The 13,331-nt window shown below is 67.1% G+C and carries 13 protein-coding genes, 1 tRNA gene and 1 pseudogene; 4 read left to right on the forward strand and 11 right to left on the reverse strand.

Annotated features, from left to right (window positions below):
• Positions 1-264 precede the first annotated feature (264 nt).
• The 4 genes and pseudogenes from LQZ85_RS17910 to LQZ85_RS00220 all read right to left on the reverse strand — a co-directional run.
• Positions 265-675: pseudogene (locus LQZ85_RS17910) on the reverse strand (site-specific integrase); the annotation flags it as partial.
• Between the two features lie 176 nt (positions 676-851).
• The gene (locus tag LQZ85_RS00210) at positions 852-1,781 is read right to left on the reverse strand and encodes a type II secretion system F family protein (RefSeq protein WP_230100329.1); all 930 of its coding nucleotides are present in this window, start codon (positions 1,779-1,781) and stop codon (positions 852-854) included.
• 5 nt (positions 1,782-1,786) lie between these two features.
• Positions 1,787-2,644 (reverse strand): type II secretion system F family protein, encoded by an 858-nt coding sequence (locus LQZ85_RS00215; RefSeq protein WP_056280114.1) that lies wholly within the window; start codon positions 2,642-2,644, stop codon positions 1,787-1,789.
• Positions 2,641-3,822, reverse strand: coding sequence for an ATPase, T2SS/T4P/T4SS family (locus tag LQZ85_RS00220; protein ID WP_056280112.1), 1,182 nt, complete (start codon positions 3,820-3,822; stop codon positions 2,641-2,643). Before LQZ85_RS00220 ends, LQZ85_RS00215 begins: the two co-directional genes overlap by 4 nt.
• A gap of 120 nt (positions 3,823-3,942) precedes the next feature.
• Here LQZ85_RS00220 and LQZ85_RS00225 point away from each other — a divergent pair.
• Together LQZ85_RS00225 and LQZ85_RS00230 are read left to right on the forward strand one after the other, a co-directional pair.
• A tRNA-Leu gene (locus LQZ85_RS00225) sits at positions 3,943-4,024 on the forward strand.
• A 66-nt stretch (positions 4,025-4,090) separates the two neighbouring features.
• A complete protein-coding gene (locus tag LQZ85_RS00230; protein ID WP_053096952.1) occupies positions 4,091-4,861 on the forward strand; it encodes a VTT domain-containing protein in 771 nt (256 codons plus the stop codon).
• Positions 4,862-4,888: 27 nt separating this feature from the next.
• Here LQZ85_RS00230 and LQZ85_RS00235 read toward each other — a convergent pair whose 3' ends face one another.
• Positions 4,889-5,743 (reverse strand): Ku protein, encoded by an 855-nt coding sequence (locus LQZ85_RS00235; protein ID WP_053096954.1) that lies wholly within the window; start codon positions 5,741-5,743, stop codon positions 4,889-4,891.
• Between the two features lie 58 nt (positions 5,744-5,801).
• Here LQZ85_RS00235 and ligD point away from each other — a divergent pair, with 58 nt between their 5' ends.
• Positions 5,802-7,778: a non-homologous end-joining DNA ligase gene (gene ligD, locus LQZ85_RS00240; protein WP_056280332.1), complete on the forward strand. Its 1,977-nt coding sequence runs from the start codon at positions 5,802-5,804 to the stop codon at positions 7,776-7,778.
• Positions 7,779-7,781: 3 nt separating this feature from the next.
• On the opposite strand, the gene LQZ85_RS00245 is transcribed toward ligD, so the two are convergent.
• The 5 genes from LQZ85_RS00245 to murI form a co-directional block, all read right to left on the reverse strand.
• Positions 7,782-8,702, reverse strand: coding sequence for a cation diffusion facilitator family transporter (locus LQZ85_RS00245; RefSeq protein ID WP_056280109.1), 921 nt, complete (start codon positions 8,700-8,702; stop codon positions 7,782-7,784).
• 86 nt (positions 8,703-8,788) lie between these two features.
• Positions 8,789-9,364, reverse strand: coding sequence for a dihydrofolate reductase family protein (locus LQZ85_RS00250; RefSeq protein ID WP_056280107.1), 576 nt, complete (start codon positions 9,362-9,364; stop codon positions 8,789-8,791).
• 56 nt (positions 9,365-9,420) lie between these two features.
• Positions 9,421-10,014 carry an RdgB/HAM1 family non-canonical purine NTP pyrophosphatase gene (gene rdgB, locus LQZ85_RS00255; protein ID WP_053096959.1) on the reverse strand — a complete coding sequence of 198 codons (594 nt, stop codon included), beginning with the start codon at positions 10,012-10,014 and terminating at the stop codon, positions 9,421-9,423.
• Complete coding sequence (gene rph, locus LQZ85_RS00260; protein WP_042536503.1) at positions 10,014-10,748, reverse strand: ribonuclease PH; 735 nt, start codon at positions 10,746-10,748, stop codon at positions 10,014-10,016. Before rph ends, rdgB begins: the two co-directional genes overlap by 1 nt.
• Positions 10,749-10,793: 45 nt before the next feature.
• On the reverse strand, positions 10,794-11,627 hold the full coding sequence (murI, locus tag LQZ85_RS00265; RefSeq protein WP_053096961.1) for a glutamate racemase: 834 nt from the start codon (positions 11,625-11,627) through the stop codon (positions 10,794-10,796).
• A 75-nt stretch (positions 11,628-11,702) separates the two neighbouring features.
• Here murI and LQZ85_RS00270 point away from each other — a divergent pair, with 75 nt between their 5' ends.
• Entirely contained in the window at positions 11,703-13,028 is a 1,326-nt protein-coding gene (locus tag LQZ85_RS00270; protein ID WP_056280104.1) for a nicotinate phosphoribosyltransferase, read from the forward strand.
• 20 nt (positions 13,029-13,048) lie between these two features.
• Here the strand turns inward: LQZ85_RS00270 and LQZ85_RS00275 are convergent, their stop codons facing one another.
• Positions 13,049-13,315, reverse strand: coding sequence for a DUF3039 domain-containing protein (locus LQZ85_RS00275; RefSeq protein WP_053096965.1), 267 nt, complete (start codon positions 13,313-13,315; stop codon positions 13,049-13,051).
• Positions 13,316-13,331 lie beyond the last annotated feature (16 nt).

Raw genomic sequence — 13,331 nt, forward strand, 5'->3', positions numbered from 1 at the left:
CACAAACGCAACGTTTCGATCGATGCATCGAACGCGAGACTGAGGATCAGGCATAGTTGGCTCTAAACCGCCACCGGAATCTGGCCTCGAATCGTAGCCACTTAGTCCGACCAGACTCCAACAAGCGAAGTCCTTCGGTGTGATCCATCGGTCGCGGGAATGTCGAGCATTTTTCTCGCGATGTGCGCCCTGGGCCCGGTTGTCCAGGAGACGGTCATATTTTCCCAAAGGGCTACGCTCCACCCATTTGCATTCAATCGCCCACCGGTAGAAGTGCGTGAGAGCTGCCCAGCCTTTATTCCACGTAGCGGCTGAAACCCTTGCAGGGTTCTGAGCGTCGTAAGTTCTCCAAATTTGAAATGCTCTCACGTCGGCGCGCTCGGCATCGCTCCAGTGAACACCTCTTCGGTCTAGAAAGCGGAACCATGTTCGGAGTTCTTTCGCATACGTCATAGCTGAACTCATACGATCCCGCGGGAAGCCCTCACGGAAGTAATCTGCCAAGCGATAGTCGATCTCCGTGCTCGACATCAGAATCGGTTGTCCGACGGGTATGCCGAGGGAGCGCTCCCGCTCTTCAATGTCACTCCATGCGGCGGCGATCCCGTCGACGATAGCCGGGAACGCACCTCCGGCTGCGCCAAGATGCCACTCAGATGTCTCGCTCACGAGCATCGACGCTAGCCCGAACAGCGACACAGTCGACGCGCAACACGCATTTTTCTAGAGAACAATTCGGTACGTCCCCCGATTCGTCGCCGACGAGATCGTCCATGAGATCGGGGGTGAGCGAGGCAACCCTGGTGGTGCCCAGTGGTCGAGAGGTGTTCATGTCGTCCTTTCGTGGTCGCTCAGCCGATGCCGAGTCGCAGGATGAAGAGACCGGGGTAGATGGCGAAGAGCACGGACAGCGGGAGGATCAGGAAGACGAGCGGGAGGAGCATCAGGATCTCCTTCCGACCGGCCTGTTCGATGAGGACCCGCTTGGCGTCCTCGCGAGCGTCCCCCGCCTGCGCATGCAGGACGGCCGAGAGCGGCGCGCCATGCTCGAGCGCGGCGGTCACCTGGTCGATCGCACGGGAGAGCCCCGGAAGCTGCAGTCGCGCGGCCATCTCCGTGAGCGCGTCGGCGAGCGGCGACCCCGTGCCGACAGCGATCACCACGCGGCGGAACTCATCGGTCAGTTCGCCGGAGCCGACCGCGGCCACCCGACGCAGCGAGTCCAGGAAGCCTTCACCCGCCGACAGGCACAGCGCGAGGAACTCGAGAGTGGTCGGCAGCTCGTCGGTCAACCGGGCGCGACGCGAAGCGACGCGAGCCGTGAGCCGCATGTCGTATGCGAACCCCGCTGCGGCTCCGAGGATCCCGGGCAGCAGGGCGATCGGCGGGCTCATCCGGCCCGTGATGGCGAACACGATGACAGCGATCGAGCCGATGACGATGCCGACGAGCACCCAGCCGAGCTGACGCCCGCGGAAGGCCCCCTGCTCCAGAGGAATCCCCGCCTGCTCGATCCTCCGATGCAGAGCGTCGCCGCCGCCCACAAGGCGTTCGAACAGCACACGTGACCGAAGCCAGAATGCGCGGTCACCCGCGGAGAGCACGCCGACTCGCGGGAGCGCGTTTCCGGGCAGGTCTTCATCGGCGACCGCATCGCGCACATAGGGCGCGATGCGCAGAGCCAGCGGCGCTGCCGACCACCGTGGAAGCGACGCGAGTATGCAGAGCAACCCCATGCCGAGTGTTCCGCCGCCGAGCACGGCGACAGCGATCGCGGACATCGGGTTCACCCGAACCACCGCCCCGGCTCGGGGAGCCGACCGATACGGATCATCAAGCGATAGGCGATCACCGACACGGCAGCTCCCGCGCAGATCACCAGCATCCCTTCACCGGTGCCGTAGGCGGCCGCGCCCTCGGGGCGCAGCACCAGCAGGCCGAGGATCACCCACGGCGCGACGGCACCGAGCACGGCAGCGCCTCGGATCCATGACTGTCTGGCTTCGACCTCGCCGCGCAGCACGGCGTCCGCGCGCACCGACGACGACAGCGCGCGGAGGACGCCTGTGAGCTCGGTGCCGCCGACCTGTCGCGCCATGCGGAGCGTCTCGATGATCCGATCGGCGATGGGATCAGCCAACGCCACCTTCAGCCGGTCGAGGCTCGTCTCGAAGCGGCCGGTGGCGCGCAGGTCTCTGGCGAACACGGCGAAGGCCGGCCGCATCATCGTCGGCGATGACTCGGCCAGACTCGCGACGGCGTCCGGCAGTGACAGTCCGACACGGATGGATGCGATCAGCAGGTCACAGACGTCGGGCCAGAGCTGGCGACGAAGTCTGCGCAGCCGGAGGCGTCGGGAACGCACGAAGACGATCGGCACGACGGCCGCGGTCGCGCCTGCCAAGCCCGCGAGGACCGGGATGGCTGTGAAGAGCCAGACAGAGGAAGCCGCGGCGAGCGCGACCGTCAGCATCACCAGCAGGAGCGTGCGCGGGCTGACAGATGCCATGCCGCCCTCTTCGAGAAGGCGAGTCAGACGGCCGCGGTGCCGGACCCTTCCTCCATCTTGAGGCGGAGGCCAGAGCCACGGCGATGCGCACAGCAGCAGACCGGCCGCGAGCATCGCACCGAGCAGGACCGTCACAGAGTGCCTCCGCGACGCCACGCCGTCTGTTCAGTGGACGCCTCGTCGCCGCGGATGTACACGGTTCGCGTGATGATCCGGCCGTCGACCATGGCGCCCGTCGGCGCGATGACCTCGTGCACCCGTCGCACTCCGGTGTCGTCACGCACGCAGTGCACCACGAGATCGACCGCGCCGGCGAGGGCCGGCACGATGAACGATCGATCGATGTTCCGTCCCGCGAGGAGCGGCAGAAGCGTGAGCTTGTCGAGCGCCTCGGCCGCGGAGTTCGCGTGCACGGTCGCAGCACCCGGCACCCCCGTGTTGAGTGCGAGGACGAGGTCGAGCGCCTCCGCATCTCTGACTTCGCCGACGACGAGGCGATCGGGTCGCATCCTCAGCGCCTCCTTCACGAGCCTGCGCAGCGTGATCTCCCCCGTTCCCTCCAGACTCGCCTGACGCCCCTGCAAGGACACGACATCCGGTCCCTGCACCGCGAGCTCGAAGGTCTCCTCGACGGTGATGATCCGCTGACGGTCGGCGCACGAGTCGAGCAGCGCACCGAGGAAGGTGGTCTTGCCTGCGTGGGTGGCACCGGACACGACGACACTCCTGCCCGCGCGCATCGCGTCACGAAGCATCGCGGCCAGGTCCGGAGTCAGCGCCCCGTGGTCGACGAGCGCCTCGAGGCTTCGATACCGGGGCAGGAACTTGCGGATGTTGACGGACCACGATCCGCGGACGACGTCCGCGATCGCGACATGCAGTCGCGCGCCATCAGGAAGAGACGCATCCACGAACGGCTGACTGATGTCGACACGGCGCCCTGTCGACTGCAGCATCCGCTCGATGAGATCGCGCAACGACGATTCCGTGAGACGCATCTCGATCCGCTCGGCGACCCCTCCGCGTGCGACGTGGATGCTCTCGGGGCCGTTGAGCCAGATCTCCTCGATCTCAGGGTCGTCGAGGAGCGACTGCAACGGACCGAAGCCGCTGACCGCCGCGAGCACGTCACTCACGCATGCAGCTTCGTCGTCGATCACCGCCGCGCCCCGCGCCAGCGCCAGATCGTTGAACTTGCGCACCTCGGCGAGCGTGACCGAGCGCGCTGCCGAGGAGTCGAACGTCGGGTCCGTTCCTTCGGCGCGGAGCCGCTGACGAACGCGCTCGGCGACGAGGACGGAGGGCTGGATCACCCGAGCATCCTCGCAAGGATCGGGTGACACGCGCCGGAGTTATCCACAGCGGCGGCGGTGCTCCTGCGGGCGGATCCCCAGCAACGCACGATCCCCCGATCAGTAGACTTATCCCAGCGCGCGGGAGTGGTGAAATTGGCAGACACGCAGGATTTAGGTTCCTGTGCCCTAGGGCGTGTGGGTTCAAGTCCCACCTTCCGCACCGATCTGTCGCACCCCCTGCGACCGACGACTTGACCGCCGCACAGCGCACGACGACGGGAAATCCATGCATCACGCCGCTCTCATCCCCTGGCTCGACCCCGCCACGATCATCGGCTCGGCCGGCCCCTGGGCGCTTCTCGTGGTGTGCTTCATCGTCTTCGCGGAGACGGGCCTTCTGGTCGGGTTCCTGCTTCCTGGCGACACGCTGCTCGTGATCTCAGGACTCCTGTCGCACCCGATCGCGGGCTCGGAGCACGGGGTGTTCGGCATCAACGTGTGGATCGTCGCGCTGCTCATCGGGCTCTCGGCGTTCGTCGGCGGTGAGGTCGGCTACCTCATCGGCCACAAGGGCGGACCCGCAGTCTTCGAACGCAAGGAATCGGGCCTGTTCAGCAAGAAGAACGTCGAGCGGACGAACGCCTTCTTCGAGCGTTTCGGCGGCATCACCGTCATCCTCGCCCGCTTCGTGCCGATCGTTCGCACCTTCGCCCCGGTCGCCGCCGGCGTGGGCCACATGCCATGGCGCCGCTACACGCTGTACAACCTCATCGGTGCGATCCTCTGGGGCTTCGGTCTGACGATGTTCGGGTACGCCATCGGCTTCATCCCGCCGGTCGCGCACTTCGTCGAGAGCTACATCGACCTGATCCTGCTCGCTGCCGTCGGCGGCACGGCACTCATCACGCTCTGGCACTACCTGTCCGAGCGTCACAAGGCGAAGAAGGAAGCCGCGGCCGGCGAGGGTGAGACAGACGCCACCGAGGCCGAAGGGCTCGCCCTCGACCCCGAGGTCTTCGACCGTGCTCCGGACTTCGACGGAGACGGCAAGCACTGATCTCGGTGCAGAAGAAGGCGCGCTGTCTCAGCCCGCCTTCTTCTTGCTCGGGCTCTTCTTCGTGCTCGCCTTGTCGCCGGTCGACTCCGACCGAGCGGCCTTGGTGCGAGCCACACTGGCGCGCAGCGCCTCCATCAGGTCGATGACCTCACCGCTCTTGGCATCGCCCTCGGCCTCGCCGAAGGTGTCCGAGACATCGAACGTGTCGCCCGCCTCGATCTTCGCATCGATCAGAGTGCGCAACTCCTTCTGGTACTCGTCGACGAACGACTCAGGATCGAAGTCAGCCGAATAGCTGTCTACGAGGGATGCCGAGAGCTCGAGCTCCTTCTTCGAAATCCTCACATCCTCGTCGAGCACCGGGAACGCCGCCTCACGCACCTCGTCGGCCCACAGCAGCGTCTGCAGCACGAGCACCTTGCCACGCACACGGAGTGCGGCCAGTCGGGTCTTCTGTCGCAGCGTGAAGCGCACGATCGCCGTGCGGTCGGTCTGTTCGAGCGTCTTGCGCAGCAGCACGTACGCCTTCGGTGACTTGGAGTCCGGTTCGAGGTAGTACGGCTTGTCGAGGGTCAGCAGATCGACCTGGTCGGAGGGCACGAACTCGACGACGTCGATCTCGCGGCTCTTCTCCGCCGGCAGCGCCGCCAGATCGTCCTTCGTGAGCACGACCGTCTGCCCTTCCTCGACGTAGGCGCGATCGATGTCGGCGTAGGCGACGGTCTCGCCGCACACCTCACAGGTGCGCTGGTACCGGATCCGGCCGCCGTCCTTCTCGTGCACCTGGTGCAGCGGCACATCATGGTCCTCGGTGGCGGAATACACCTTGACGGGCACGTTCACGAGGCCGAAGGTGAGCGCACCTTTCCAGATCGTTCTCATGACCCCAGTGAACACCAGCCGCGCGGCTCACGGCCAGTACCTTGACTACGCTGGCGTCATGGTCGCAGAGGCGCAGAACGTGCAGATCGATGGCCGCCGGCTGCGCATCACCAACCTCGACAAGGTCGTCTACCCCGAGACCGGCACCACGAAGGGCGAGATCATCGCCTACTACACGGCGATCGCGCCGCACCTCCTCCCTCTGCTCGCGGGCCGCCCCGTGACCCGCAAGCGCTGGGTGGAAGGGGTGGGGACCGCGGATGCTCCCGCCGACGCGTTCTTCACGAAGCAGCTCGAGCCGGGAGCTCCGGAATGGATCCCCCGACAGCCGATCCGGCACTCGGACGGTCCCAAGGAGTATCCCCTCGTCCAGGACGTTCCCACGCTGGTCTGGCTCGCGCAGGTCGCCGCGATCGAGCTGCACGTGCCGCAGTGGCGCTTCGCCTCCGACGGCATGCCGGGAAAGCCGGATCGGCTCGTCCTGGATCTCGACCCGGGCCCGGGGGTCGGGCTCGCCCAGTGCGCCGAGGTCGCACGGATCGCACGCAGCCTGCTCAGCGACATCGGACTCGATCCGGTGCCCGTGACCAGCGGAAGCAAAGGGATCCACCTCTACGCCGCCCTCCCCGGGCAGCAGACGAGCGCAGAGATATCCGCGGTCGTGAAGGAGATCGCCCGTCTGATCGAGACCGAGCATCCGGATCTCGCCACGAGCACGATGGCCAAGGCCGCGCGCGGCGGCAAGGTCTTTCTCGACTGGAGCCAGAACAACGGCAAGAAGACGACGATCTCGCCGTACTCGATGCGTGGTCGCGCGCACCCCTGGGTGGCGGCTCCGCGCACCTGGGACGAACTCGACGACCCCGACCTCGCGCAGCTCGACTTCGCGACGGTGCTCGAGCGTGCGGGTTCCGGGCAGGACCCCATCGCTCCGCTTCTCGCCGCCCAGGAGGGCCCCCCGGACACCACCTCTGCGCCGGGCCCCCGCGTCGACGCACACGGCGCGAACTCGCATGCGAGCCGCCACCGCCCGCGGACGACCGGTGCGGCACCGCTGGCCTCGTCGTCTCCCCCCTCCGTCTCCCCCATGCTGGCCGAGAACGGCACGCCGGCGATCGCCCGCACTCTGAGCTCTCCGTCGTGGGTGGAGGTGAAGTGGGACGGCATCAGGGCCATCGGAACCTGGGCGGACGGACGGATGCTGCTGCATGCCCGCAGCGGCACCGACATCACGGCCCGCTACCCCGAGCTGACTGCCGACGGCGCGCCGTTCCTGCCCGTGTCCGATGCGATCATCGATGGCGAGATCGTCGCCTTCGATGCGCAGGGCAGGCCGAGCTTCTCGATGCTGCAGAACCGCATGCACCTGACCCGGCCCCGCGAGATCGAACGCGAGGTCGTGCGCACGCCCATCGTCTACATGGCTTTCGATCTGCTCCGACTGAACGGTCACGACCTCAGCACCATGGCGCTGTCGGAGCGACGGACCCTCCTCGAGGAGGTCGTCGCCGACCTCGATGCGCCGGTGCAGGTCCCGCCCGTGTTCGACGATCTCGACGCCGCTCTCGCGGCGAGCGACGAGTTCGGCCTCGAGGGCGTCGTCGTCAAGGATCCGTCCTCGCGGTACCGTCCGGGCCAGCGCTCACCGGCCTGGCTGAAGATCAAGCACACCCGCATGCAGGAGGTCGTGATCGTCGGTATCCGCCCCGGCAAGGGCGACCGGGAGGGCACGTTCGGCTCCCTGCTGCTCGCGGTCCCCGAGTCCGGACGGCTGCGCTATGTCGGTCGCGTCGGCACGGGATTCACCGACCGGATGCTGCGCGACCTGCTGAGCCGGCTCGCTCCCCTGCGCACCGACTCCGCGCCCCTCGAGGACGTGCCCGCGCTCGATGCGTCGGATGCGCTCTGGGTCCGACCTGAGCTCGTCGGCGAGGTCGAGTTCGCGAACTGGACCCCGGACGGCGTTCTGCGTCACTCCCGTTGGCGGGGCCTCCGGCCGGATAAGACTCCCGACGAGGTGATCGTCGAGTCCTGACCGTCAGACGTGGTGCGGTTGGCAGTCGGACTGCTCCGCGGGCTCGATCTGGAAGGTCGAGTGAGCGACGTCGAAGTGGTGCGACAGACACGACTGGAGGTCGCTCAGCAGCTTCGCCGAACGTCCATCGGCGAGGAGGGCCGGGTCGACGCTGACGTGCGCGCTGAACACCGGAGCACCACGAGTGAGCTGCCAGACGTGCACGTCATGCACGCCGACGACTCCGTCGTAGTCGAGGAGGTGCTGTCGGATCTCGCTGACCGCAGTGCCCTGGGGCGCTGATTCGGAGAGCACCGAGAACACCTCGCGGAGCAGCGCGATGGCTCGCGGGATGATGAGCACGGCGATCATGATCGACGCGAGCGCGTCGGCGGGCATCCATCCGGTCGTGACGATCACGATCGCTGCGATGATCACCATCGCCGACCCGATCAGGTCGCCCATCACCTCGAGGTAGGCGCCGCGGACGTTCATGCTGGTGCGCTGCGCGCGGCTCAGCAGCCACATCGAGATGGCGTTCGCGACAAGACCCACGACGGCGACGATGAGCATCAGCCCGCCGACCACCTCGGTCTCCCCCGGGTTGATCAGACGACCGATGGCCTCCACCCCCACCCAGCCGGCGAGGAGGATCAGGATGATCGCGTTGATGAGCGCCCCGAACACCTCGGCGCGCTGGTATCCGAACGTGCGGCGGTCGTCGGCAGGTCGGGCGGCGACGGCCGCCGCGATGAGCGCGATCACCAGAGCCGAGGCGTCTGTGAACATGTGAGCCGCATCCGCCAGCAGCGCGAGAGAACCGGTCAGCAGTGCACCCACGATCTGCACGACCATGATCGTCGCGGTCAGTGTCAGCGAGATCGCCAGAAGACGGCGATGGTTCGCGGAGCGGATGCCGCCCGCGGCGGGCGCATGATCGTGCATGTCTCCAGGCTAGACCGGCTCGCACACCCGCCGGCGTGACTCAGCCCAGTCGGGAATGGTGATGATTCTCAGTAACCGCGGGGCCGTCAGCGCTGGCGAGAGTATTCGAGCACGACGCACCCGTTGTCGAACGAGCGCACCTGGTCGAGACGGAAATGGGTCGGGGCGAAGGGGTGGCTCGCCATCGGGATGCCGGACCCCGCGATCGTCGGGTACTTCTTGACGATGAGGCGATCGATCTCGTCGAGGAGCACCCCGGCGAGCCCGGCCCCACCCGCGAGGTAGATGCCGAGGCCGGGTTCCGCCTTGAGCGCGCGGACCCGCGCGACAGGATCGGTGCGCACGATCTCGACGTTGGCTTCGCCCGGATCGTCCAGCGAGCGACTGAACACGACGGTCCGCAACTGCGAGTACGGGTCTGTGATGCCGACCTGCAGTGCGGGTTCGTAGGTCCGACGCCCCATCACGACGGTGTCGAAGCGGGTGACCGCTGCGCTTGCGCCGCCCCGCGCCGCGCGCACATGCGCAGGCTGGATGTCGGGGAGTTCCGTGCCGAGAGCGTCGGCGAACGCAGCGGTCACGGGGAAGAAATCGACCTCGTCGTCCGGGCCGGCGATGAATCCGTCGAGCGTGACGCCGACGTAGTAGGTGAGTTCTCGCATGTCGTCAGAGTAACCACTACGCATGAAGTACGTCAAACGTAGTGAATACCGCCGACTCAGAGAGCGGCGAGCAACGGCAGCAGTTCCGCGAACGCGCGCGCACGGTGCGACTGCGCCTGCTTCTCGCCTGCAGTGAAATCGCCGACCGTGCGCTCCGCCCCCTCGGGCTGTCCGTCCGGGACGAAGATGGGGTCGTAACCGAATCCGCCGCCTCCGGATGCTTCGCGCGCGAGACGTCCCGGCCAGTTCCCGACGACCACGTGCTCGGCTCCGTCCGGAGTCACGAGCGCGATCGTCGAGTTGAAGTGAGCAGCGCGGTGAGGATCCGCGATGTCGCGCAGCTGGTCGAGCAGCAGCTCGAGGTTCGCCGCGGCATCCTTCTTCTGCCCCGCCCAATAGGCCGAGAAGACACCGGGCGACCCGCCCAGCACGTCGACGCAGATGCCGGAGTCGTCGGCGAGCGCCGCGAGTCCCGTGTGCGCCGACGCGGCGCGAGCCTTGATCAGCGCGTTCTCCGCGAACGTGACGCCGTCCTCGACGGGCTCCGGTCCGTCATACGCGATGATCTCGAGATCAGGGCGAGCGGATGCCACGATCTGTTGGAACTCCGCGACCTTGTGCGGATTGTGCGTGGCGAGGACGACCTTCATCAGCCCGCGAGCGCCTTCAGCTGGTGATCCTTCAGGTCGGCGCAGCCCGCGACGCCCAGGTCGAGCAGGGCGTCGAGCTCGCGCTTGTCGAACGGCGCTCCTTCAGCCGTGCCCTGCACCTCGACGAAGAGCCCGCGGCCCGTGACCACGATGTTCATGTCGGTCTCGGCGCGGACGTCCTCGACATATGCCAGATCCAGCATGGGCTCGCCGTCGATGATCCCGACCGAGATCGCAGCCACGGAGTCGAGCAACGGCGTCGCGTTCTTGCCGATGAACTTCTTCTCGCGTCCCCACTCGATCGCATCTGCGAGGGCGACGTACGCTCCGGTGATCGCGGCGGTGCGGGTGCCTCCGTCGGCCTGCAGCACGTCGCAGTCGATCACGATCGTGTTCTCACCCAGCGCCTTGGTGTCGACCACTGCGCGCAGAGCACGGCCGATCAGCCGCGAGATCTCGTGCGTGCGCCCGCCGATGCGCCCCTTGACGCTCTCCCGGTCGTTGCGGCTGTTGGTCGCACGGGGCAGCATCGAGTACTCCGCCGTCACCCACCCCTTGCCCTTGCCGGTCAGCCAGCGAGGAACGCCATTCGTGAATGATGCCGTGCACAGCACCTTGGTTCCGCCGAAGCTGATCAGAGCTGAGCCCTCGGCGTGGCTGCTCCACCCGCGCTCGATCGTGATCTCGCGGAGCTGGTCGGTGGAACGGCCGTCGGCGCGGACGATGCTGGTCATGGGATTCCTTCGGTGGAGGCGGATGAAGCGGATGCTGCGGTCGGGCTACTGTCCGGGGACAGGCTCCGGAAGCGTGATGACACCGGTCTGCACGAGCTGCACGTCGCGCACCTCCCGGCCCATCAGGCGGTTGGCGAGGGCGGTGAACTCGGTCGTCGAGTCCCCCGTCGCCTCGTAGACGTACGTGGCCGTGGCGTCGGGAGACGCGAGAAGATCGCCTCGCACGAGCTGGCGATAGACATCCCCGGCGGTCTCGTCATCACTCGAGACGAGGGTCACCCCCTCCCCCATCACGTAGCTGATCGCGCCACGCAGGAAGGGGTAATGGGTGCAGCCGAGAACGAGTGTGTCGACATCCGCCTCGCGGAGCGGCGCGAGGTACTCCTCGGCGGTGGCGAGCACTTCAGGCGTGCCGGTGATGCCCCCCTCGACGAACTCGACGAAGCGCGGGCACGCCGCGGTGAAGACCTCGAGCCGTTCGTTCACCTCGAGCATGTCCTGGTAGGCGCGGGAGCCGATCGTCCCCACGGTGCCGATGACCCCGACGCGGCCGTTGCGAGTCGTCGACACGGCTCGTCGGACTGCCGGGCCGATCACCTCGACGACCGGAATGTCGTAGCGCTCTCTGGCGTCGCGCAGCATGGCCGCCGATGCCGTGTTGCAGGCGATCACGAGCATCTTGACGCCCTGGTCGACCAGGGAATCGAGCACTTCGAGGCTGTACCGCCGCACGTCCGCGATCGGCTTGGGGCCATAGGGCGAGTGAGCCGTGTCGCCGATGTAGACGAACGATTCCCGGGGCAGCTGGGCTCGGATGGCCCGGGCCACCGTGAGTCCGCCGACACCGGAGTCGAAGATTCCGATCGGGGCGTCGTTCATGACTACCCAGCCTACCCGCGTGCGGCGCGCGTCACGCTCAGCGACCCGGACGGCTCCCCTCACTAAGCTGAGCGGATGACGACGTCCACGGCGCTTCTGACCGATCGTTACGAACTGACCATGCTCGCCGCCGCACTGCGCGACGGCACCGCATCACGGCCGAGCGTGTTCGAACTGTTCTCACGCAGGTTGTCGGGAGGACGACGTTTCGGAGTCGTCGCCGGTACCGGTCGGCTCCTCACGCTGCTGCGACAGTTCCGCTTCGAGGATGACGAACTGCGATTCCTGCGTGACAACCAGGTGGTGGATGCCGAGTCCCTGACGTACCTCGAGAACTACCGCTTCACCGGCTCCATCCGTGGCTACCGCGAGGGCGAGCTGTACTTCCCCGGCTCCCCCATCCTCACGGTCGAGGGCAGCTTCGCCGACGCTGTCCTGCTCGAGACCCTGGCTCTCAGCGTGCTCAACCACGACTCCGCCGTCGCCACCGCCGCCTCCCGCATGAGCATCGCGGCGGGCGAGCGTCCGCTGGCCGAGATGGGCTCTCGGCGTGCCGCAGAGCAGTCCGCCGTCGCAGCCGCGCGCGCGGCCTACATCGCCGGTTTCCGGGCCACGAGCAACCTCGAGGCCGGACGACGCTGGGGTATCCCCACCATGGGCACGGCCGCGCACTCCTGGACCCTGCTGCACGAGACCGAAGAGGAGGCGTTCCGCTCGCAGATCGACTCCCTGGGAACCGACACCACACTGCTCGTCGACACCTACGACATCCGCGCCGGAGTTGAGACGGCCATCCGCGTCGCAGGTACGGGACTCGGCGGCGTGCGGATCGACTCGGGTGACCTGCCGATCGTCGCCGCCGAGGTGCGGGCGCAGCTCGACGAGCTCGGTGCGACCGGGACACGCATCACGGTCACGAGCGATCTCGACGAGTATGCGATCGCCGCGCTGGCCGCGTCGCCCGTCGACGCTTACGGCGTGGGCACGTCGGTGGTCACGGGATCGGGATACCCCACCGCGAGCATGGTCTACAAGCTCGTGGCGCGACAGGACTCGGACGGCGCATGGATCGGCGTCGCGAAGGCGTCGACCGACAAGGCATCCCACGGCGGGCGCAAAGCAGCGTTCCGCACCCTCGTCGACGGGGTGGCGGAGGCAGAGACCGTCGTTGTCTCCGACGGATTCGAGGAACTCGACACCCCGGCCGAGCATTCGGACGGGCGGGCGCTGCAGACGACCTTCGTCGAGAACGGCGAGATCGACGACTCGTTCGAAGGACCCGAGGGAACGGCCTCCGCCCGAGCGCACCATCTGCGGGTGCGGGAGGAGCTTCCGGTCAGAGCGCTCGCCCTGAGCAAGTCCGACCCGGCGATCCCCACCGTCTACGTCGACGCGAGCTGACGCGGCCGAGGCGGTTCAGTTCAGCCGACCATCGATTCGTAGATCTCCTTGCACGTGGGGCAGATCGGGAACTTCTCCGGATCACGGCCCGGCGTCCACTTCTTGCCGCACAGCGCACGCACCGGCTTGCCGGTGATCGCCGATTCGAGGATCTTGTCCTTCTTGACGTAATGAGAGAAGCGCTCGTGGTCGCCCGGCTCGACATTCTCCTCGCGGAGGAGTTCTTCCAGTTCGCGATCAAGCGTTGCCACGCCGCCCTGATCGGGGCTGTCCAGCGGAGTACTCATGCCGAGAGTCTAGCCT

Source organism: Microbacterium sp. Bi98, from assembly GCF_918698045.1.
GTDB lineage: Bacteria > Actinomycetota > Actinomycetes > Actinomycetales > Microbacteriaceae > Microbacterium.